The sequence below is a fragment of the Gimesia alba genome, from assembly GCF_007744675.1.
Lineage (GTDB): Bacteria > Planctomycetota > Planctomycetia > Planctomycetales > Planctomycetaceae > Gimesia > Gimesia alba.
The window spans coordinates 2,438,371-2,459,500 of the sequence record NZ_CP036269.1; the positions used below are offsets into that span (position 1 = coordinate 2,438,371).

Sequence of the window (21,130 nt, forward strand, 5' to 3'; positions counted from 1 at the left end):
AAGCGGGAGTGAACGCGGCGGGGAGGGTATTATTCCATCAGGGCGCTGCCTTTGGTTTCTTTGGCAAAGTAAGGCAGAATCGCGCCAATGATATACAGCATGCTCAATATCGTTGCTGTTTGTGCCATTGTATATCCCCAGTCTTTCTGCATCCAGCCACCAATAAACAGAATCGGGGCCGCCAGAATACGGCCTGCATTAAAACAGAACCCGGTTCCGGTTCCGCGCAGACGTGTGGGGTACAGTTCTGGGAAATAAATCGCATAACCGGCGTGCATTCCCAGTGTCAGAAAGCCGAATACAGGCAGGAAACAACCAATGACAATCGTATTACTCAGAACCTGAAACAATAGTATTGAACTGATTAGCCCTCCGACATGGAACAGAAAAAACGCACCACGCCGCCCGAACCATTCACAGATCGGTCCAAAGGCTAACAGACCGAGACCGCCGCCTGTCGTGGCGAGAAACATGCCCAGCATCTCCCATTTTTTCAAGGTTGGGTTGATCGTTTCAAAATAGGCCTTTTTTTCTTCTGCGGGAACGTCAGGCTGGTCCTGAAAATGTTCGACGACATAGTCTGACTTGACCGCATTCAAAAAGACATTCTTGCCGTAAATGTGGACGCCCCAGAAAGTCGCCAAACCAATCGCGGCCAGAAGAACGCCAATACAGGTGCTCTTGATAAATTCTGGCAGGAGTAAATCGGAGATGGTTCCCATCTTCTGGCTGCTGTCCTCTTTCGCAGCTTCTTGCGCGTGTTGCCAGGACTCTGGCTCTTTCATGGAGCGGCGGATCCAGATGATCAGAAATGAGGGCACGACCCCTAATGCAAATCCAATCCGCCAGGGAAGACTGGGGTGTCCTGCTTCTCTGGCATATTCCTGGATGCTTTCGTTTCCAATGATAAACGCCCCCGCCAGAATTGCGAGGTAGGTTCCCAACACACTGGAAGCGTGGAAAATACTGCCGACGCGGGCGCGGGCTTTTGGAGGGAAGGATTCCGCGACCAGGGTACTGGCGACCGCCCATTCGCCGCCGACGCCGAGTGCAACGAGAAAGCGGAAGCCGGCCAGTTGCCACCAGTCCTGTGAGAAGGCAGAGAGACAGGTGAAAAACGAGTAGAACAGAATGGTCAGCGACATCGTTTTTTTACGACCAATCCGATCGCTTAAAGCGCCAAAGCCAATGCCGCCCAGAGCACCACCGATCAGGAAGGCGCCGAGTGCAATATTATTATAAAGTGCCTGTTGCCCTTTGGTTGTGTCAGGAGCGACGAGAGACGGCATCGCTTCATTCATACTGGCGACGAAGATCTGCCCCTCGAATACGTCGAATACCCAGCCCAGGGAGGCAATCGTCAGGACAAGCCACTGGTAACGGGAAATCCCGTGATACCACTTATCTTCTTTCAGTTCGTTTGACATCAGGCTGGTACTTTATCGTTAAGGTTTAAAAACATTGATCGCCGGTTTTCCGCTCAGCACGAGTCGCACATCCTCGCACACGGAATCGACCACGCGTTCCTGGGCTTCCACAGTAAAGGCGGCGATGTGGGGCGTTAAGATGACGTTTTCCATCTGGTTCAGCGGGCTTTGCTCGGGAGGTTCCGTTTCTCTGACATCCAGTGCCGCACCCGCCAGTTTATGTTCCAGGAGTGCCTGAATCAGACCGCTTTCGTCAACGACTTCACCCCGTGATGTATTAATAAAACAGGCATCCGGCTTCATCTGGCTGAAATGCTGATACGTTAGCATCTTTCGGGTCGTGGGGGTCAACGGACTATGGCAGGAGACGACATCAGCTTCGGCCAGCAACTCATCCAGTGAGACGAGTCTTCCGTTTAATTCTTTGAGTGCGGGGGCATCAGAAGCCAGGTAAGGGTCTGCAGCGATGATGTTCATCCCAAAAGCCCGGGCGCGGGTTGCCGTTAGAGAACCGATGCGGCCCATACCAATCAGGCCAAACGTTTTGCCGTTGAGTTCAGAGCCTGTGAATTTGAGACGGTTCCAACCCCCCGTCAGAGTATCCTGCCGTGCTTCGGGAATTTTTCTCAACAAGGCCAGCATCAAGCCGATGGTCAGTTCAGCGACAGACAGAGAATTCGCATCGGGGGTAAAGCAGACCGTGATCCCCTTTTCGTGCGCATAGTCTGTGTCGACATTATCCAGGCCCACGCCCGCCCGCGCAATGATTTGCAACTGCGGCGCGGCGTCAATGAGTTCCTGATTGACTTGCGTCTGATTTCTGACAATCAGTGCTTTGGCATCCTGGAGTTTCTGTTTCAGCAAGTCCCGGTTCTGCCACAGATACGCATCAAATTCCACATCGAGATCATCGATGAGACGAATCATAGATGCTCCCTGAATGTTCTCTGTCACCAGAATATCACTCATATTACCACTTCCCGCTGTTTGCGATTACCTTGGTTTTGTTGTTCAGACAAAAAGAGAGTAGTCAACGGGCTGATTGATGTCGATTGCCTGATCAGCCGGGGGGAGTTCGTATTTCAGTCCTGTCGCACAGTTAAACAGGACTGCACTTTCATCAGGGCTGACACGTCCCGATTCGAGCTCCTGCTTATACGCGGCATAAGTGGCGGCGCCTTCCGGACACATCAGGAAGCCTTCTTTTTGAGAGGCTTCATCCAGTGCGGCGGTGATTTGCTCATCGTTGACGGCGGTGGCGAAGCCTTCGCTTTCTCTTACCGCTCTAAGAATCAGGAAATCACCCACGGCGACGGGGACCCGGATTCCTGCTGCGACGGTGTGTGCATCTTCCCATAGCTCGGCGTGTTCTTTGCCTTCTTCGTAGGCTTTGACCATTGGCGCACAACCGGTTGCCTGGACGGCGACCATCCGGGGCAGCTTGCCTTTGAGCCAGCCGATCTCTTTGAGTTCGTTGAAGGCTTTCCACATCCCGATCAGGCCGGTTCCACCGCCGGTCGGATAAAAGATGACGTCTGGTACCTGCCAGCCCATCTGATCGGCCAGTTCCAGCCCCATCGTTTTTTTGCCTTCGATGCGGTACGGTTCTTTGAGAGTCGAAAAATCAAACCAGCCGACCGGTTCTTTGCCTTGCGCGACAATCTTGCCACAGTCATTGATCAGACCGTTGACCCGCCAGACATGGGCGCCCTGAGCGGCAATTTCACGGACATTGATTTCGGGAGTATCGTCGGGACAGAAGATGAACGACTTCATGCCGGCCCGGGTGCCATAAGCGGCCAGAGCGGCCCCCGCATTTCCATTGGTCGGCATGGCGACTTTGGTGACGCCGAGTTCTTTAGCCATCGAAACGGCCATACAGAGTCCGCGGGCTTTGAAGGAGCCGGTGGGGAGCCGTCCTTCGTCTTTGATCCAGACCGACCCATTACCGCCTTGCAGGCGGGGGACCGGGATCAAAGGGGTGTGGATTTCACCCAGGCTCACAATATTTTCGGATTTGCGAACGGGGAGAAATTCACGATACCGCCAGAGGGTTGCCGGGCGGGTTGCCAGTTCTTCTTTCGAGACTGCCTGGGCGAGCGCATTTAAATCATATTTGACGAGCAGCGGTTTGCCTGCCTTGGAAAGGCCGTGTAATTGATCTGCTGCATAATGGTCATGTTCCATCCCACATTCGAGATGGGTGACAAACGTTTGAGACTCCGGAAACGAATCGAGCATGGGGAGAAACCTGTTATCTAACGATTTATCAAAATAATTCAGATGTTAAAATCTTTTAGAGATTATCTTTCTGTTATCCAGCTATTGATCAAAATGTCAACCCATCGGCATTGTTGAATGCTTCTGGGAGAGTCTCATTGCGATTTTGAGATCTCAAAATGATGTTCACTGATTCATGTCTGGCGTTGGCCTGCAGGAATCAAAATATTCTGAAGGATCAATCTAAAACTACGTTTGGAAAAAGAAAAAACGGCCACCCGGATTCAGGTGGCCGTTCGAAAATTTCATCCGAACCGAAGTTCCAATGATTACTCAATCGGACCTTCAACACCACCGGTATAGTGTTCACCAACCGGTTCTTCGCCGTGCAGCACTTCAACCTGATATCCCCCCTTGGAGCGGAAATACAAAACCAGGATAAAGTATCCAAAGGCCATGAAGAGAGGAACCAGAGCAGTGCACTTCAGCGCCATGCGACCTCCAAAAATGCCGGCCTCGTCAACGGGCTCTTTGTCTTCAGCGGCAAATTTCTCTGCACCCTGCCACCATTGATTCAGGCTCGAAATATAATCGTCCGTTTTATTCTCTTTCTTCAGTTGTTCTACGGTTTCTTCCAGGTCTTTGCCGTCGTTATTGAGGACACTCACTTTCGAACCATTCAGACCTTTGATCGCCGGGAAAAACAGGAAACCGTTTTTGTCATCGGCGGAATACCGCTCATATGCTTCCGGAGAGAGCTGTTCCAGTTTTTGGGTCGCGTAGTAATCCTGGTTATAGCCGATTCCCGGTCCACCCAGCAGACCTGCTGAGAGCATCCCGATACCACCCATGGCACCCATGGTAATCGCGCCCCCTTTGGGGAACCGCTCGCCAACCACACCCAGCATCGTCGGCCAGAGGAACGTTTTTCCCAGACCATACACGGTGACTGCGAGCCAGACCATAGCAGCCTGGGTAGAGCTTCCAATCATGTATAATCCCAAAGCGCCGAAGCAGGCACTCATGCAGAGCAGGCCCAGCGGATTGATTTTTTCAACAATCGGACCAGCAAAGAAACGCAGGACGAACATGATTAAGGATGCATAGATAAACAGATACAGACCCTGACCAATGAGGATGGAGTCAGTAATGCTGGCGATCCAGCTGTCCGTGCCCAGTTCGACATACCCGACGCAAGCTTGTAATAAGAGTAAGAAGATCAATAGCGGGCTGGCAAAGGTCAACAGCATCTGTCCAAAGCTGACACCAGCCGACTTGGCTTCCGAAAGTGGGAACTTCTGCTTAATCACAATGAAGCCGTAGATCAGAGTTGGAATCAAAAAGACCGCCATGGGATATTCCCAGCGAAGACCGGGAACACTGGCTTTCATGTTGGCATAAACGGCAGCCACAATCCCGCCGACAATCAACCCGCCAGGCCAGCCAGCGTGCAGAATATTCAGGTAGTGGGTTTTCTTTTGGGGATAGAGTGTGGCGACCAGTGGGTTGATCACCGCTTCACAGAGACCGTTGGCGACGGCGAACATAAACATGCCGATATACAGGCACCAGTAAGTCGCATCTTTGCCCATCGAATGGAAAATCGGCGTAGCTGCAAACGTAATCAATGCGGATAGTACATGCAGAATGAACGCCAGCAGCAGAATCGGTTTGTAACCAACATTATCCGTAATCAGACTGGCCAGCAGAATCACAATACCAAAACCGACGAGTCCTCCCCCGGTAATCGTACCCAGGTCGAATTTGGTGAACCCATACTGGGCTCCCCAGTCTGCCAGGATGCCTCCTCGAATTGCGAATCCCACGCCGGCGGCGATGAGCGTCATAAAGCTCGCAATAAACAATGGTTTGTTGTTATTCATAGCTGCAACTTCTTTGATTGAACAGGGCGAGTAAATAAGTGCAATGTGTACTACAAGAATTGAGTATTCAGAAGCGAAAAGATCGAATGCAGATCAGGAATGGATGCTTCGAATGGTCTTGCTCACACGACAATAACGTACGACAGGCTTTCATCAAAAAAATCATGATTTAGTGAAAACCGTGTTATGTTTTTATCAGCAACGCCAGATTCTAACCAACCGCGATCAAGATTTCTACAATACATATGTTGGAATACGAATGTTTGTCAGAATCGCTCAACTTACTCACTGGAGGCATTTTTTAACTTGCGTAAAATAAGCAATCGTTCCCGCCGCTCGGCTTCGACTTGATCAGGAAGACTTAATTTCTGTCCCGAATGGGTCAGCATCAGCAGCCGCTGCCAGTGATCAAAGCCCATTCGTTTTCTGGACCAGCTCATCCGTTGCCAGATCTGCAGAAAACATTGTCGAATCAGATAGTCAGGCACGTTCTGCAGGACTTTACAGTCTAATCTCCAGGTTTCCTGGTTTTGATCTAACGTCGCGTCAGCCAGAATTTGATCGACTTGTTCTGCGACGATTGCGGTGACTTCCTCTGCCTGATGCGCGAGCCGATGGACGGCCTGTGCGACATTGGGGTTAAATTCTTTTTTTAACAAGGGAATTAATTGATGCCGAATCCGATTGCGGGTGAAGCTGAGGTCGGTGTTGGATTCATCCGTGCGAAAGTCTTGACCACAGTCCTTTAAATACTGCAGTACGTCATCGAGACTGAGTTCCAGCATCGGACGGATCAGAAACAGCCTTTGCTCAAGCGGGCGAATGCGGGGAATTCCTCTTAATCCGGCGATTCCCGTTCCCCGGATCAAATGATGTAATACCGTTTCGACTTGATCGTCTCGCGTGTGAGCAACCGCAATTTGAGTGCATTCTTGTTCGTGGGCGACGCGGGTCAAAAACTTATAACGCGCTTTGCGGCTGACTTCTTCCAAGCCCTCTTTTGATTCTTTACTTGTCAGATGCAGCTCCTGCTTTTCCGTCACAAAAGGGATAGAAAGCCGCGCGCATTCCTGACCGAGCCAGGCGGCATCCGCATCGGAAACGTCTCCTCGCAGGCCATGGTTCAGATGGGCGACCACCAGAGAATCGGGAGCCGTTTGCACGGCATGGGACTTGTTGAGCTGGTCTAACGCTCGCATCAAAGCGACGCTGTCTGCCCCACCTGAGACCGCAATCAAAATGCGATTCGCACGTGAACTAATGTATTTTTCTGTTGTCTGTTCCGCATCAATCCGCTGATGACATTCGAGCAAACCTTGTTTCACTGCTTGAACAAACTGATGCATCGGAAAATGGGAATTCTGAAAAGTAGGTAAGATTTCGAAAAGTGCAGAGCAGATGGCTTCAGTTTGAGATTTGACTTTCGGTCAATATTTCGAACTATATACTATCGAAACCAGAAATGTCTTGTTACCATAAAAAAGGAATTTTACGAGAAGTTTCCACTGTCATTTCAGTTACGCGTATTTTCATCTCATCCTTCCAGGGGCATTCAATCATTAAGAATGAGTAGATGTTGATCGTTTTTTGCTGGATGTCGCGGAGTTTGCTTTTCATAATAGTTTCATTGTTTTTTTACTTTTAAGTTTCCTTTGGGCATTTCTTAGCTTGATGGGGAGCATTGTCGCAGAGACTGATTTTGATTTGAAATAAATCAGTGGCTGTGATTTACGAGTTTCTTAAGTAGTCCCAGGTTCGGTTGAATTGGAGAATCAACAATGTTTGGTATTCTCAATGAGACAATTCTTGCAATTTATGTTCTTCTCACCAAATGGGTGAGGGTATTGCCGACGCTGCTTCGTTCGCGGGAGCCTTCTCAATTGACGAGAGCTCACATTCTGAATGCTGAGTCATTGACTCATCTGGCCCAGAAAAGCGAGATCGTGCGTCGTCTGTTGTCTTATTTGGGGGTCGAGTTACGGTTGCGCGTACCAGTCAAGGTGCGCTCTGACCGACGGTGCTTTAAACGTCGTTAAGCTGAAATAAGCACGGGCCATAGTTTGTTGTAAGTGTATCATCTTGATCTGGATTGCTTAAAATTAAAGTATGTCAATAGATTTCATTTCTTCTTTCGGACATATTCGATTTGGGAACTCTCTGACGCTCCTGTCAATCAAAAGAAATTCCTGACAACATGATTCGTACTAAGCTGGTTTGAGCCTGGAACAGGTGAGGACAGGGAGGTGCGATTTTGTCTCTGTTGTAATACCAACGCCAAATGGTATTTGACAGGAAGGGGGCTTTTCACCATAGGCGCATAGGAAGCACCTGGAATATGTTTACTCAAGTCGCTATTGGGTCTGCTCTGGCCTTCATTGTTGGAGCCGTCATTGGTTATTTCATTGACCGCATTCGCCGCGGATCTGCTTACCAGTCTTATGCACAGATTTTGAAACAGGCGGAACTCGACTCGGAAAATCTGCTCAAAAGTCAAAAACTGGAAGCCAAAGAAGAGTTACTGAAACGTCGAGAATCGCTCGAAGAAGAAGTCAATAAGCAGCGGGAAGAGCTGTGGGCCGTTGAAAAGAAGCTCAGTAAACGTGAGAACGCATTAGAAGATCAGCAGGCAGACTTCCTCAAAAAAGAAGCGATGATTCAGACGACCCAGTCCAAGCTGGCCTCCCGTTCCAAAGCGGTCGAAGCCCGAGAACAGGAGCTGGAACGGGCCCTGAAAAAACAGCAGGAAGAGTTGTTTAAAATCAGTGGTCTCGATCGGGAAACCGCATCTCAAATGCTGCTGGACCGTCTGGATAAAGACCTGAAAAATGAGACCGGGGCACTCATCCTGAAGCACCAGAATGAACTGAAACAAAGCTGCGACAAAATTGCCCGCGAGACCATCGGAATGGCGGTGCAGCGGTTTGCTTCGGGGCACGTCGCGGAAACCACCGTTTCCACCGTTGATTTACCCGAAGAGGAGATGAAAGGTCGGATTATCGGTCGCGAAGGGCGCAATATTCGTGCGTTCGAAAAAGCGACCGGCGTGGATGTGATCGTCGATGATACTCCCGGAGTGGTGGTGGTCTCTGCCTTTGACAATGTTCGCCGCCAGATCGGAAAGATGTCGCTGCAGAAGCTGGTCAACGATGGGCGAATTCACCCGGCACGCATTGAAGAAGTGGTCGAGGAAACTCAGAAAGAACTGGAAGAATATATTCAGTCCATGGGCCAAAACGCCTGCCAGGAAGTGAATATTTCCGGCGTGAATCCCAAACTGATTGACCTGTTGGGACGGCTCCATTTTCGAACCAGCTACAGTCAGAATGTGTTACGGCATTCAATTGAGGTGTCTGCGTTGACCGGGATTATGGCAGAGCAACTGGGCCTGGATGGAACGATCGCCCGCCGCTGTGGCTTGTTCCATGACATTGGAAAAGCGGCCGACCATGAAATGGAAGGCGGACACCCGGCTGTCGGGGCACAATTATTGAAACGCTATGGCGAATCTCAGGAAGTCGTACACGCCGCCGCCGGCCATCACGATGATATCCGACCCGACTATATTTATACCGTGCTGGTTGCTGCCGCCGATGCTTGTTCGGCATCGCGTCCGGGCGCACGCCGCGATACGTTGGAAAAATACGTGCGTCGTCTGGAAGAACTGGAAACACTCGTCTGTGGTTTTCCGGGCGTCGATCATACCTATGCAATTCAGGCAGGCCGTGAAGTCCGCGTGATTGTGGATGCCGACCAGGTGAACGACCGCGAAGCAGCAAAGATGTGCAAGGATATCGCCAAAGCCATTGAAGACACGTTGACCTATCCGGGTGAGATTCGCGTCACCGTGATGCGGGAATCGCGTACGGTCGAATATGCCCGTTAATCAAAAAGACAGAGTTCCCCGTCAGCGGGGTAACTGAGATTGCATCAGCGCCGCGATGGCTTGCGAGTCATCGTGGCGTTGTTCTTTTAAGACCTTGATGACTTTTTCCCGCCGCTCTACGGGATGGTTCTGGCTCAGCTTGAATTTGCCTTCGATGCGTTCAATCTCAATTTTAAAGCCGACAATGCCTTGCATGAGTTGATCGATGAAATCCGGGTCTGAATTTTGCATCGACCAGGGAGTTTTCGCAGGCGCTTCATAGAATGTCACTGTTTGTTCGATGACGGCTTTTAATTCATTGGGATCGTCAATCGCAGAATACCGGCCGTAAACGTGCACGGCTTGATAATTCCAGGTAGGCACCGTATTGGCAGCCTGATACCAGGTGGGAGAGATGTAGGCGTGGGGGCCATGAAAAATGGCCAATACCTGCTCGTGCGGCGTCGTTTTGCTTTGAGGATTGGCTTTGGCAAAATGCCCCAGAAGTTGCCCCTGTTTTCCTGAATCGCGATCCAGCAGGAGCGGCAGGTGGCTGGCAAAGGGTTCGCTTTCCCTGTGCGTGATGAGAGTCGCAAAACTGTGTTGCTCAATAAATTGATGCAGGACACTCTGGTCTGTTTCGGCAAAAGAGGAGGGAACATACATGGGTTGCACAGTCCGGTTTAAAGGGTTCAGGGGATTGATTCGTCTTCAACAGTATCAGAATACTCAAAAAGATGAGACAGGTCTCGCTCTCTGAAGGTTCATGGGGCTTTCAATTCCGATCCAATTTCTTTACTTTGAAATGAGTATTTTCACTCTGAGTGACGAGACGTCTCTTATACAGGAGTTCTGCAAACATGCCATTTATTGATATTGATTCTGTTAAACCGCTGGAAGTTCTGCCCGGTTGTAAAATGCGCACGCCTTACGGCGAGAATCTGATGTTATCCTATCTGGAAATGGACGAGGGAGCCATCGTTCCCATGCACCATCATCCACACGAGCAGGGGGGCATGCTGCTGAAAGGCAAGCTGGAACTGACCATGGGAGATGAGGTGCGAGTGGTTGAAGCGGGCGCGATGTTTATTATTCCTCCCAACACACCCCATCAGGCGATCGCCGTCGACGGACCAGCCGTGGTCCTGGATGTATTCAGCCCCGTCCGTGAAGACTACGCGGAACTATATAATAAATACATTCCGGTTTCCGATGAGGAGTCGTAAACAGGCCGGGACTGTAGAAAGGATTCCGACTAGTCCCGGTGGTTGGATTGGGTTTATTGTTGTTGCTGTTTCTGTTGTTGTTTAAATTCTTCGGCCCGACGCAAGAGCTCTTCATTTGAGAGTTCTTCGATCTGTGTTGCGATGAGCCATTGAATCCCGAAGGGATCTTTGACGGAACAGCTACGTTCGCCATAAAACTGGTCGGCTGGCTCGGTGACGCTGACGCCCCCCGCTGCCATTGCTTTCTGGTAAGTCGCATCTACGTCGGGGACGTAAAGGTGAATGAAAGAGGTCGTCTTGCCCCATTCTTCACAGGCATCCGCCAGTTCGATCATTGAGTCACCGATCTTCATGCAGGCGTGGCCGATGATATCCCCATGATATGAGATGATTTCAGGCGTCGCATCGAATACGGTCTTCAGAAATTCAATCATTTCCTCAGCTCCTTCGACCAGCAAATAAGGAGTGACCGTGTGATAACCTTTCGGAATATGGTGTAGGGACATGGGGGCGTTCTTTCGTTGTAAGAGACCATCCTTAAGAATATGGTGATTGAGGCCAGTGGTTAGCAATTGTACAATGGGTTGTCTCAGATTTGAACGACATCTTAAAAAAATATTCTCACAGCCAGGCAACTAAGTCTGGACTACACATTCAGAAGGAATCGTCTGATGAGATTCGCGCTCAGTGCTTTTATTCTGTTTTCATGGATCAATCTGGTTTATGCCGTCGAACAGCCGAACGTCATCTTAATCATGAGTGATGACCAGGGTTACGGCGAACTCTCCCGGCATGGGAATCCGATTCTGAAAACGCCGCACCTGGATCAACTGGCAGAGCAAAGCATTCGGCTGACCGATTTTCATGTCGCGCCCATGTGTACGCCGACCCGGGGGCAACTGATGACGGGCCTGGACTCGTTTCGCAATGGGGCGATGAACGTCAGCAGTGGTCGGACCTTATTAAGGCCGGAAGTAAAGACGATGGCAGACCTGTTTCAGGCGGGCGGCTATCGAACCGGGATTTTCGGGAAATGGCATCTGGGCGATAATTATCCGTTTCGTCCTGAAGACCGGGGCTTCGAAGAGACGCTTTGGTTTCCTTCCTCGCACATCAATGCGGTTCCCGACTATTGGAACAACGATTATTTTGAAGATACTTATACACACAACGGCCAACGCGAAAAATATCAGGGCTATTGCACCGATGTCTTTTTTCGCGAAACGCAAAAATGGATACAGTCTCAAAAACAGGGAAAACCTTTCTTTGCCTATCTCCCTTTGAACGCACCGCATGGTCCGCACTTTGTGCCGAATCAGTATCGGGGACCCATCGAAGCGGCGATGCAGAAAAATGAGAAGGTGGTAAAGCACTTGAAACCGGCGCGTCGCAAAGCATTGGTCAGTTATCTGGCGATGTGTGCCAACATTGATGAAAATATCGGCAAGCTGGATCAGTTTCTCAAGGAGTCGGGGCTGGAACAAAATACGATCGTCATTTTCCTGACCGATAATGGAAGTACGATGGGCCCCGATTATTTCAACGCGGGAATGCGGGGCAGAAAAGTCACGCTTTGGGAAGGCGGCCATCGCGTGCCCTGTTTTATTCGCTGGCCGGGAGGAAAACTGGGACCGGCCCGTGATCTGGATGATTTAACGCACGTGCAGGATTTGCTGCCGACGCTGACAGAACTCTGCCATGTACCACAGTCAAATTCCAAACTGGACGGCATGAGTCTGGTGCCTCGAATTCGCGGTCAGGTGAAGGTGTTACCCGAGCGGATGCTGGTGGTGAATTACAGTCGCATGCCGATCCCCGGAAATAAAAAGAACATGTTTCTGTCGGTCCCGCGGAAAGAAGGGGCCGCGGTACTCTGGAAGCATTGGCGCTGGCTCGAAAATCGCGAACTGTATGATCTCCAGCAGGATCCTTTGCAGCAGAAAAATGTGGCGGATGCCCATCCCGCTGTCGTCAAAAAAATGCAAAGTCATCTGAACCAGTGGTGGGACGGTGTGAAGGAGGCAGCCGCGGTTCCACAACGCGTGGTGATTGGGCATACGTCGGAAAACCCGGCGATGTTGACTGCCTGTGAATGGCTGGATGTCTTTGTGGACCAGCAGGGACAGGTCCGCCGTGGTGTCAGGAAGAACGGCACCTGGTATCTGACCGTGGATCAGCCTGGGATGTATGAACTGGAACTGCGCCGTTGGCCGCGAGAAAGCGGCTTGAAGTTAAACGCAGGAACGCCGGCACTCAAAGTCTCCGATGGGCAGTTTGGGAAGGGTGTTGCTCTGCCGATTGCGAAAGCCAAGGTCCAGATCGGGACATATGAAGCGATTGGGAAGCCGGATGCGACTGGCCAGTCGATTACGTTTACTGGTGTCCCATTAGAAAGTGGCCCCGTGAAATTGAAGACCTTCATGCAAGATGAACAGGGCAAAGAGATTTGCGGTGCGTATTATGTCTACGTGAAGCGGAAGTGAACGATTAGGTCGCCGATTGTTTTCCGGTGGCACTCAGCAGTGTTTGTGCGAACGCTTCCAGGTGTCGGATATTATCGCAGAAGGCGGCATATTGGATCTGTTGTCGAATTGATTCGTGCAGCGCGCGTCCGCCGACCACGAAGGCGACGTCCAATCCGAATTCATCATAGAGTTCTGAATACGCGCGAATGAATTCTGTTTCATCAGGGACATGACTGACACTGAGCCAGAACATCTTAGGGCGGTGTTCTTTAATGGCCGCGGCCAGCGTTGCGAAGGGCAGATTCGCGCCCAGTGAAACGGCGTTCCATTTGATATCACGCAGCACCAGTTCGACCATCGTTGTTGCCATGGTGTATTGATCTCCCTCAGCGGCGCCACCGATTGCCAGTGGTGCATCAGCAGGAGGCGAGGGGATCAGAGTGCGTAATTCGTGCAGGACCCGCAAGGCCAGTTCGCATCCGCGGCGTTCCTGGTAGACCTCGGCATCACCGCACTGCCAGCGATTCCCAATTGTGGCGAACGCTTTTGCAAAGACCAGGTCGCAGATTGAACTGATACTGTGCTCGGCTAGATACAGGTCCAATACAATTTGACGGCATTGTTCTTCATCACCCAGCAGAAGGGCTTCCGTGATCTGCACAGCAGCCCGGTCGATGACGCGGATCGTCTGACCGGTTGTCGCCGGGAGCCCTAAGACTTCCGGGCGGACGAGTTCGTGTTTGCTCGATCTGAGGAACTCAATGAGATCTGAGAGCGCGATGCGGCGGTGTCCCCCCGCGGTATAAATGGTGGGGATAATGCCTTTGTCGCACCAGCGTTTGACGGACGACTCACTGGCCTGGATCGCACGGGCAACTTGTTTGGGAGTGAGAAACTCGTTCATAGTGTGGTCTTTTCTGAACGATTTGATCGTTAAATGGGAGGTTATTCACTTTTACATATCATGATTCTAGCTTTAAAAATAGAATATGACAAGGTTTTGTTTTGTAAGTTACTGCTGTGTATTAAGATATGGCTAGTTATTTTAAAATGAACGATTTGAACGAATTTTGGGTTGTCTCGATGGTGGGGGAGTGATATAAATAGGTCAGTGCGTTTCGAATCATTTTCTGTTTTATGGGTGACGAGTAATGATAGCATGTTCATGTTTACTTGAGGCACAGCAGGAAAAAGCGACCAGACGTCGTGCTGAGCGGTTGTTACAGACTGAGATCGATTTCATTTCGAACCCTTCATTCAAGAATTGGGACGTTGAGGGCGAAATTGAGTTTCAGCTTGGATCGGGCAGTTCATCCAGGGAGATGAAGCACAGCTCCCCATTGCTGAAGAATCCACGTCAGTTGCCAGCCCATCTGGCGCGGCTGTGTGAAGGTGACGTGCTTAGCGCTGATGAGGAACAGGCTCTGTTCCGCCGCATGAATTATCTCAAGTACAAAGCCAATGTTTTGCGTTCTCAGTTGAATCCGGAAACCTGCAGCGATCAGGATCTCGATACGATCGAGCTGTTATTAGACGAAGCACTCCGAGTTCGGAATCAGATCTTTCGCAGTAATATGCGACTGGTTGTCTCGATCATCAAAAAATGTGTCACACCGCATGTCACTTTTGATGATTTGCTCAGCGATGGCATCTGGACCCTGATGAAAGCGGTTGACAAATTTGATTATGACAGGGGCTTTCGATTCAGTACCTATGCTTACCGTGCGATTACGAACTATGCCTATCGCAAAATTGCCGACCAGAGAAAAGAACATTCGCGATTCACACAAGCGAAACAAGAACAGCCACTAGAAGAAGTCACCGAGGAAAAGCGTCCTGAGATGGACGAACAAACCTGGCTGGAATTGTCTGAGTTGCTCGAACAGAAGATTGAAAGTTTGGATCAGCGCGAGCAACTGATCGTTCGCGCTCGCTATGCCTTGGGAAGGGACTCGAAAGTGCAAACGTTCCAGAAACTGGCAGATCAGTTGGGAGTCTCTAAAGAACGGGTGCGACAGTTAGAACAGCGCGCCGTGGCAAAACTGCGCAAGATGGCTGAGGAAACAAGGCTGGATCAGATCCATGAGCTGGTTGGTTGAATTCCACTCTAGAACGGTGGTCAAGGGAGACGAAATCTTTGATGAATCAACAGATTGAACTGGAAGTGTTTTTCGATGGTGCATGCCCTTTGTGCAGAAAGGAAATCAGCATGATTCGTCGTCTGGATCGTCGGCACAGAATTTTATTCACCGACATATCCGAACCAGAATTCGATATCAAGATCTACGGCAAAAGCATGGATCAACTGATGGAGGAAATTCATGCACGTCTGCCAGATGGAACCTGGGTGACCGGGGTTGAAGTGTTTCGCAGACTTTATTCAGCCATTGGTTGCCGGTGGCTGGTTTTGCCGACTCGGTTGCCTGGGATCTCTCACTTTCTCGATCTGACTTATCGCGTCTTCGCGAAAAATAGACTCAAATTAACGGGCCGTTGTCATAGCAATGGTGCTTGCGAGATGTCTCCTCAGTCAAAAGAGGTGCGGACATGAAAATCGCCATCATCGGCGGCGGCATCTCAGGATTGACTGCCGCTTATTCTCTGCATCAACAACACGAGATCACACTGTTCGAAGCCAATCACTATGTTGGCGGGCATACGAATACGATTGATGTCGATCTGGACGGTGAACAGCACGCCGTCGATACGGGATTTATTGTCTTCAATTATCAGACGTATCCGAATTTCACACGGATTTTGAATGAACTCGGCGTGGTATCACAGCCGACCGCGATGAGTTTCAGTATGAAGTGTGATCGAACGGGCCTCGAATATCGCGGCGCCGATCTGAACGGCTTCTTTGCCCAGCGGCGCAATCTGATCAGCCCACGATTTTATCGGCTGCTGCGTGATATTCTACGGTTCAACCGCGAGTCGCTGGAGATTTTGGAATCGAACGATGAAGAACAGACGGTGGGCGACTATCTGGCACGACATCGCTACTCGCGGGCCTTTATTGACCAGTATTTCTTGCCGATGGGATCGGCGATCTGGTCTTGTCCGTTGGGAACGTTTGCGCAATTTCCGATTCGCTTTATTGTAGAGTTTTATCAGAATCATGGCATTCTGGCGATTCGGGATCGGCCTGAGTGGAGAGTGATTTGTGGCGGATCGAAGACGTACGTCAAAGCGATCACTGCCGGCTTTCGGGAATCGATTCGTGTTGAGACCCCGATTACCTCAGTCACACGCCATGAGGATTACGTTGAACTTACGCCGCGCGGCAGTGCGCCAGATCGATTCGATCATGTGATTTTCGCCTGCCACAGCGATCAGGCGCTCCGAATTCTGGGGACGGAAGCAAATTCGGTCGAGCGGGAACTGCTTGCGTCGTTCCCTTATGAATCGAATGTGGCGCAATTACATACCGACACAACGGTGCTTCCCCAGAGTCAACGTGCCTGGGCCTGCTGGAATTATTTCATGCCCCGTGGCAGTAATCAAAAAGCAACTGTCACGTACAACATGAATCAGCTGCAGAGCATCCAGTCGAAAAATACCTTCTGTGTGACGCTGAATGGTGAGGATCGTGTTGATCCCGACAAAGTGATTCGCAGCATCAAATATGCACATCCGATTTTTACGACCGGACGTGCCGCCGCTCAACGACGTCACTCGGAAGTGATCAATCAACGGCGGACTTCGTTTTGCGGTGCGTATTGGGGAAATGGCTTTCATGAAGATGGCGTGAGTAGTGCATTGGCCGTTTGCAAGGCATTAGGGGGGACTGGTGAAACATGGAAAGTGGGATCTACGAAGGTTGGGTCAGACACAGACGATTCATGCCGGTTGAGCACAGCTTCCTCAACCGAATCTTCCTGATGTATCTCGATCTGAACGAACTGGAGAGCCTGTTTGAAAGACGTTGGTGCTGGTCCACGCGCAGGATTGCTCTGGCGCAATTTCGACGCAAAGACCATCTGGGCGATCCTCAAAAATCGTTATTGGAAGCAGTCAGAGATCTGGTCGTGGAGCAGGGTTTTCCCCGACCGGAAGGGGCGATCCGGTTGCTGACTCATTTACGGTATTTTGGCTTCATGATGAATCCGGTTTCATTTTACTTTTGCTTTGATCGAAACAATGAACGTGTCGAAACCATCGTGGCTGAAGTGAATAACACGCCCTGGGGTGAGCAGCACTGTTATGTGATAGGAAGAAATCAGTTCATGGGCGAAGGAGAGAAACATTCAACGCAAAAGGAGTTTCACGTTTCGCCTTTTATGCCGATGGATCTGGAATATTTCTGGCGGTTTTCTGAACCCGGTCGGGCGTTGACTATCCAAATTGAGAATCAGCGGCAGGCGGAAACCGTTTTGAGTGTGACGATGCAACTGAAGCGACGCGAAATCACAACCGCCAGTCTGATGCGCTGTTTAATGCGATATCCGCTGATGACCTGGTACGTTATTGCAGCGATTTACTGGCAGGCACTGCGATTGTGGATCAAACGCGTTCCCTTTTATCCGCATCCCGGCCTGATTGAATCTTCTGACGAAAGTACAAGTTCGAGGACACACTGATGGCACTTGAGATACAGAGCGATTTGAGGAACAGGGAGCAAAACTTACAGCCCGGAATGATCAACTCCGTTTGCCGCAAGTTGCTGTATCAGCGATTACAACGACTGGTTCGGGGGCAGGTGATTTTGCATGACGGCACTGAGCGGTTCACTTTTGGTGAAGCCGATGCCGACTTGCGTGCTGAAGTGATCGTGCAGCATCCACGGTTTTATCGTCGCGCCGTGCTGGGGGGCGGTCTGGGGATTGCTCAGTCTTTGATAGACGGAGACTGGTCCGCCGATGATTTGACTTCACTGGTCCGGATTTTTATTCGGAATCTGGAAGTTGCTGATCAATTTGAACGCGGTTTTGCCTGGTTTCGGCAGAAGGCGGCCAGAGCCGGTCACTGGCTGCGGCGTAATACGCGCATAGGGGCTGCCCGCAATATTCATGCGCACTATGATCTGGGGAACGATTTCTATCGGTTATTCCTTGATGAGACGATGTGCTATTCCAGCGGCGTGTTTGAAGAGGAATCCGCGACTATGCAGGACGCCTCGCTGGCCAAACTGGACCGGGTCTGCCGCAGTTTAAATCTGCAGCCCGGCGATCATTTACTCGAGATCGGTACGGGCTGGGGCGGACTGGCAATTTATGCGGCAGAGCTTTATGGCTGCCAAGTCACGACGACGACCATTTCGCGAGAGCAATATGATCTGGCTGTGGAACGCGTTCATGCAGCAGGGCTTTCCGATCAGATTACGGTGCTGCTTTCGGACTATCGTGACCTGGAAGGAGAGTATGACAAGCTGGTTTCGATCGAAATGATTGAAGCCGTTGGTGCTGAGTATTTTGAAACGTATTTCGAAAAATGCAGTCAGTTGTTGCGCGATGATGGGATGATGTTTCTGCAGAGTATCGTGATCAAAGATCAGCGGTTTGAAGAATATCTCCGCAGTGTGGATTTCATTCGACGCTATATTTTTCCCGGCGGTTGTCTGCCGTCCGTAGCCGCCATTCTGCAGTCGACGACCCGAGCGACCGACTTGAGACTACTGCAGTTGGATGACATCGCCCCGCATTATGCCCAGACATTACGTTGCTGGCGTCAGCAGTTTCAAAATCAACTGGAACGGGTTCGCGAATTGGGCTATTCCGAATCGTTTATTCGCATGTGGAACTACTATTTCAGCTACTGCGAGGCGGCCTTTGAAGAGCGTCAATGCAATACGGTTCAGATGCTGTTTGCCAAGCCGGAGTGCCGTTTTGATCCCGTCAAAAAGCAGGCTGTTGAACGATTTGTCTCCCAGGAACAGGAGGTGCTGGCGTGAACCCCTGGTTGATGGTAGGCCTTGGTTGGATTGTTATGGCATTTGTCATGGCGCTGCTCTGGCTGTTACAGCGGAAGACGGGAGACGCCGGCATTGTGGATGTGGCCTGGGGCATGGGCGTGGGGTTACTGACCCTGTTTTTTGTCTGGGGCAGTCTTGATGGTGACTTGGCACGACGGATTGTGCTGGCGGTGCTGGGGCTGGCCTGGGCTCTCCGTTTGAGCGGCTACATCTTTTGGCGCGTGTTAACCATGCCGGAAGACGGTCGCTATCAGACTCTGAAAGAGAAATGGGGCACCGCCGCACAATCGAGACTATTCTGGTTTTATCAGTTTCAGGCCATCGGCAGCCTGTTGTTCGCGCTGCCGATGCTGATCGCCGCACAGGGGACTGCTCCACTGGGAGCGTTTGATTTTCTGGGGATGGGGATCTGGATCGTTGCGATCGTGGGGGAACTGATGGCTGACCGGCAACTCGCCCGGTTTCGAGCCAAAACAGAAAATAAGGGACACGTTTGTCAGGAGGGGCTGTGGAACTACTCCCGGCATCCGAATTACTTTTTTGAGTGGTTGCACTGGTGGTCTTATGTTGGACTGGCGGTGGCGGCTCCCTGGGGCTGGCTCACGATTTTGGGGCCATTACTGATGTTGCACTTCATTCTGAATGTGACAGGGATTCCTCCCACTGAAGCGCAGGCTTTGAAAAGTCGGGGGGATGCCTATCGAGAGTATCAGCGAACCACGAATGCATTTTTTCCCTGGCCTCCTGAAACGAAACAGGTGACAGTATGAAATCAGATTTGATGATGAATGCCGCGATTGAATTGGTTGAGCGAGGCTGGATTCCCGATGGGATTACAAGGCAAGCGATTCGCAGACTGTGCAGCAAACGTCTGGCGACTCTGGATGCCGGCAGCGATCAAGCCAACAGAAAGAACATGCAAACCTTTATCGAAGCGGCGAAAGCGAGTCCGATTGCCCTGGTGCCGGAAAAGGCGAACGAACAGCATTATGAAGTGCCTGCGGAGTTTTACCAGTTGGTATTAGGGGGCCGTCGTAAATACAGTTGTTGCTATTGGCCGGAAGATATCTCTACGCTTGACGATGCAGAAGCAGCGGCACTGCGCGAGACTTGTCAGCATGCGCAGCTCGAAGACGGAATGCAGGTGCTGGAACTGGGCTGTGGCTGGGGATCGTTGTCGCTCTGGATTCTGGAGAATTATCCCCATTGTCGTGTGACAGCGGTTTCGAATTCTCAATCGCAACGCGCAGCTATCGAGCAACAGGCAACTAAGCGGGGAGTTTCAAGCCGGCTCACCGTGATGACCGCTGATATGAATGACTTTGCGACGTCACAGAAATTTGATCGTGTGATGTCGGTGGAAATGTTTGAGCATATGCGGAACTATCAACGTCTGCTCAACCGCATCGCCAACTGGCTGACCGACGATGGGAAATTATTCGTCCACATTTTCTGTCATCGTCAGTTTGTCTATGAATTCAGTGATCAAAGTGCCGATGACTGGATGGCCCGCCACTTCTTCACCGGCGGCATTATGCCCGGCGACGATTATCTGGCACAGTTCAACGAGCACATGCAGGTAGTGCAACACTGGCGTTGGGATGGTCGGCATTACCAGCATACTTCCGAAGCCTGGCTGGCAAACCTTGATCAGAGACGAGACCAGATTCTACCGATTCTCGCCCAGACTTACGGCGAACAGCAGGCAAAGCGCTGGCTGATCCGCTGGCGGCTGTTTTTTCTGGCGGTTGCGGAACTGTTTGGTTATCGGAATGGCTCGGAATGGTATGTCTCCCATTACCTGCTGGAGCCGGTCCCTTCCCAAAGCTCAGACAGCAACGCAAAATCGCTGCAAACACCGCGTGACAAGTATTCCGCGGTTTGAGTGTAGACCTGATCGAGGATTGACATGTGCCTGGAACCGGTTTACGATTGATCACGTTCTGTGATTCGGTTTGAGTTTAAGCAAAGTCAATTCCTGTGGGGAGTTCTTCCTCATTCTTTGCCGTGTTGCGAAAGCGAAAGCAGCACGGAAAATCACAGTGACATGGTAAAGCTGATGTTCCTGCATTTTTCAATGATGCAGGATGAATAGCGGTGTTGTGCCAACGTTGTACAAGTTGGTATCAAACAAAC

General features: G+C 50.8%; 18 protein-coding genes. 10 read left to right on the forward strand and 8 right to left on the reverse strand.

Going from position 1 to position 21,130, the window contains the following annotated elements; all coding sequences use genetic code 11:
- Positions 1-29 precede the first annotated feature (29 nt).
- From Pan241w_RS09115 to tilS, 5 genes are all read right to left on the reverse strand, one after another.
- Positions 30-1,427, reverse strand: coding sequence for an MFS transporter (locus Pan241w_RS09115; RefSeq protein WP_145214093.1), 1,398 nt, complete (start codon positions 1,425-1,427; stop codon positions 30-32).
- Between the two features lie 18 nt (positions 1,428-1,445).
- Complete coding sequence (locus Pan241w_RS09120) at positions 1,446-2,396, reverse strand: hydroxyacid dehydrogenase (protein WP_145214096.1); 951 nt, start codon at positions 2,394-2,396, stop codon at positions 1,446-1,448.
- A gap of 42 nt (positions 2,397-2,438) precedes the next feature.
- Positions 2,439-3,668 (reverse strand): threonine synthase, encoded by a 1,230-nt coding sequence (locus Pan241w_RS09125; RefSeq protein WP_145214099.1) that lies wholly within the window; start codon positions 3,666-3,668, stop codon positions 2,439-2,441.
- A 308-nt stretch (positions 3,669-3,976) separates the two neighbouring features.
- A complete protein-coding gene (locus tag Pan241w_RS09130; RefSeq protein ID WP_145214102.1) occupies positions 3,977-5,530 on the reverse strand; it encodes an MFS transporter in 1,554 nt (517 codons plus the stop codon).
- 281 nt (positions 5,531-5,811) lie between these two features.
- A complete protein-coding gene (tilS, locus tag Pan241w_RS09135) occupies positions 5,812-6,876 on the reverse strand; it encodes a tRNA lysidine(34) synthetase TilS (RefSeq protein WP_145214105.1) in 1,065 nt (354 codons plus the stop codon).
- Between the two features lie 989 nt (positions 6,877-7,865).
- Between tilS and rny the strand changes: the two genes are divergently transcribed.
- Positions 7,866-9,413: a ribonuclease Y gene (rny, locus tag Pan241w_RS09140; protein ID WP_145214108.1), complete on the forward strand. Its 1,548-nt coding sequence runs from the start codon at positions 7,866-7,868 to the stop codon at positions 9,411-9,413.
- Between the two features lie 21 nt (positions 9,414-9,434).
- Here the strand turns inward: rny and Pan241w_RS09145 are convergent, their stop codons facing one another.
- Positions 9,435-10,058 (reverse strand): FMN-binding negative transcriptional regulator, encoded by a 624-nt coding sequence (locus Pan241w_RS09145; protein ID WP_145214111.1) that lies wholly within the window; start codon positions 10,056-10,058, stop codon positions 9,435-9,437.
- 194 nt (positions 10,059-10,252) lie between these two features.
- Here Pan241w_RS09145 and Pan241w_RS09150 point away from each other — a divergent pair, with 194 nt between their 5' ends.
- Positions 10,253-10,618 carry a cupin domain-containing protein gene (locus tag Pan241w_RS09150; protein ID WP_145214114.1) on the forward strand — a complete coding sequence of 122 codons (366 nt, stop codon included), beginning with the start codon at positions 10,253-10,255 and terminating at the stop codon, positions 10,616-10,618.
- A 53-nt stretch (positions 10,619-10,671) separates the two neighbouring features.
- Here the strand turns inward: Pan241w_RS09150 and Pan241w_RS09155 are convergent, their stop codons facing one another.
- Positions 10,672-11,124 (reverse strand): VOC family protein, encoded by a 453-nt coding sequence (locus Pan241w_RS09155; RefSeq protein WP_145214116.1) that lies wholly within the window; start codon positions 11,122-11,124, stop codon positions 10,672-10,674.
- A gap of 165 nt (positions 11,125-11,289) precedes the next feature.
- On the opposite strand from Pan241w_RS09155, the gene Pan241w_RS09160 reads away from it, so the two are divergent.
- Positions 11,290-13,101 carry an arylsulfatase gene (locus Pan241w_RS09160; RefSeq protein WP_145214119.1) on the forward strand — a complete coding sequence of 604 codons (1,812 nt, stop codon included), beginning with the start codon at positions 11,290-11,292 and terminating at the stop codon, positions 13,099-13,101.
- Between the two features lie 4 nt (positions 13,102-13,105).
- Here Pan241w_RS09160 and Pan241w_RS09165 read toward each other — a convergent pair whose 3' ends face one another.
- On the reverse strand, positions 13,106-13,987 hold the full coding sequence (locus Pan241w_RS09165) for a helix-turn-helix domain-containing protein (protein WP_145214122.1): 882 nt from the start codon (positions 13,985-13,987) through the stop codon (positions 13,106-13,108).
- A gap of 247 nt (positions 13,988-14,234) precedes the next feature.
- Between Pan241w_RS09165 and Pan241w_RS09170 the strand changes: the two genes are divergently transcribed.
- The 7 genes from Pan241w_RS09170 to Pan241w_RS09200 are packed head-to-tail and all read left to right on the forward strand — an operon-like array spanning position 14,235 to position 20,879.
- A complete protein-coding gene (locus tag Pan241w_RS09170) occupies positions 14,235-15,182 on the forward strand; it encodes a sigma-70 family RNA polymerase sigma factor (RefSeq protein ID WP_145214125.1) in 948 nt (315 codons plus the stop codon).
- Positions 15,183-15,223: 41 nt separating this feature from the next.
- Positions 15,224-15,634: a thiol-disulfide oxidoreductase DCC family protein gene (locus Pan241w_RS09175; RefSeq protein WP_145214128.1), complete on the forward strand. Its 411-nt coding sequence runs from the start codon at positions 15,224-15,226 to the stop codon at positions 15,632-15,634.
- Complete coding sequence (locus Pan241w_RS09180; protein WP_145214131.1) at positions 15,631-16,965, forward strand: NAD(P)/FAD-dependent oxidoreductase; 1,335 nt, start codon at positions 15,631-15,633, stop codon at positions 16,963-16,965. The genes Pan241w_RS09175 and Pan241w_RS09180 overlap by 4 nt, the downstream gene beginning before the upstream one ends.
- A complete protein-coding gene (locus tag Pan241w_RS09185) occupies positions 16,926-17,663 on the forward strand; it encodes a DUF1365 domain-containing protein (protein ID WP_198000425.1) in 738 nt (245 codons plus the stop codon). Before Pan241w_RS09180 ends, Pan241w_RS09185 begins: the two co-directional genes overlap by 40 nt.
- A complete protein-coding gene (locus tag Pan241w_RS09190) occupies positions 17,663-18,973 on the forward strand; it encodes an SAM-dependent methyltransferase (RefSeq protein ID WP_145214137.1) in 1,311 nt (436 codons plus the stop codon). Before Pan241w_RS09185 ends, Pan241w_RS09190 begins: the two co-directional genes overlap by 1 nt.
- Positions 18,970-19,764: a DUF1295 domain-containing protein gene (locus Pan241w_RS09195; protein WP_145214140.1), complete on the forward strand. Its 795-nt coding sequence runs from the start codon at positions 18,970-18,972 to the stop codon at positions 19,762-19,764. The genes Pan241w_RS09190 and Pan241w_RS09195 overlap by 4 nt, the downstream gene beginning before the upstream one ends.
- Positions 19,761-20,879 (forward strand): SAM-dependent methyltransferase, encoded by a 1,119-nt coding sequence (locus Pan241w_RS09200; RefSeq protein ID WP_232107394.1) that lies wholly within the window; start codon positions 19,761-19,763, stop codon positions 20,877-20,879. Before Pan241w_RS09195 ends, Pan241w_RS09200 begins: the two co-directional genes overlap by 4 nt.
- Positions 20,880-21,130: the final 251 nt, after the last annotated feature.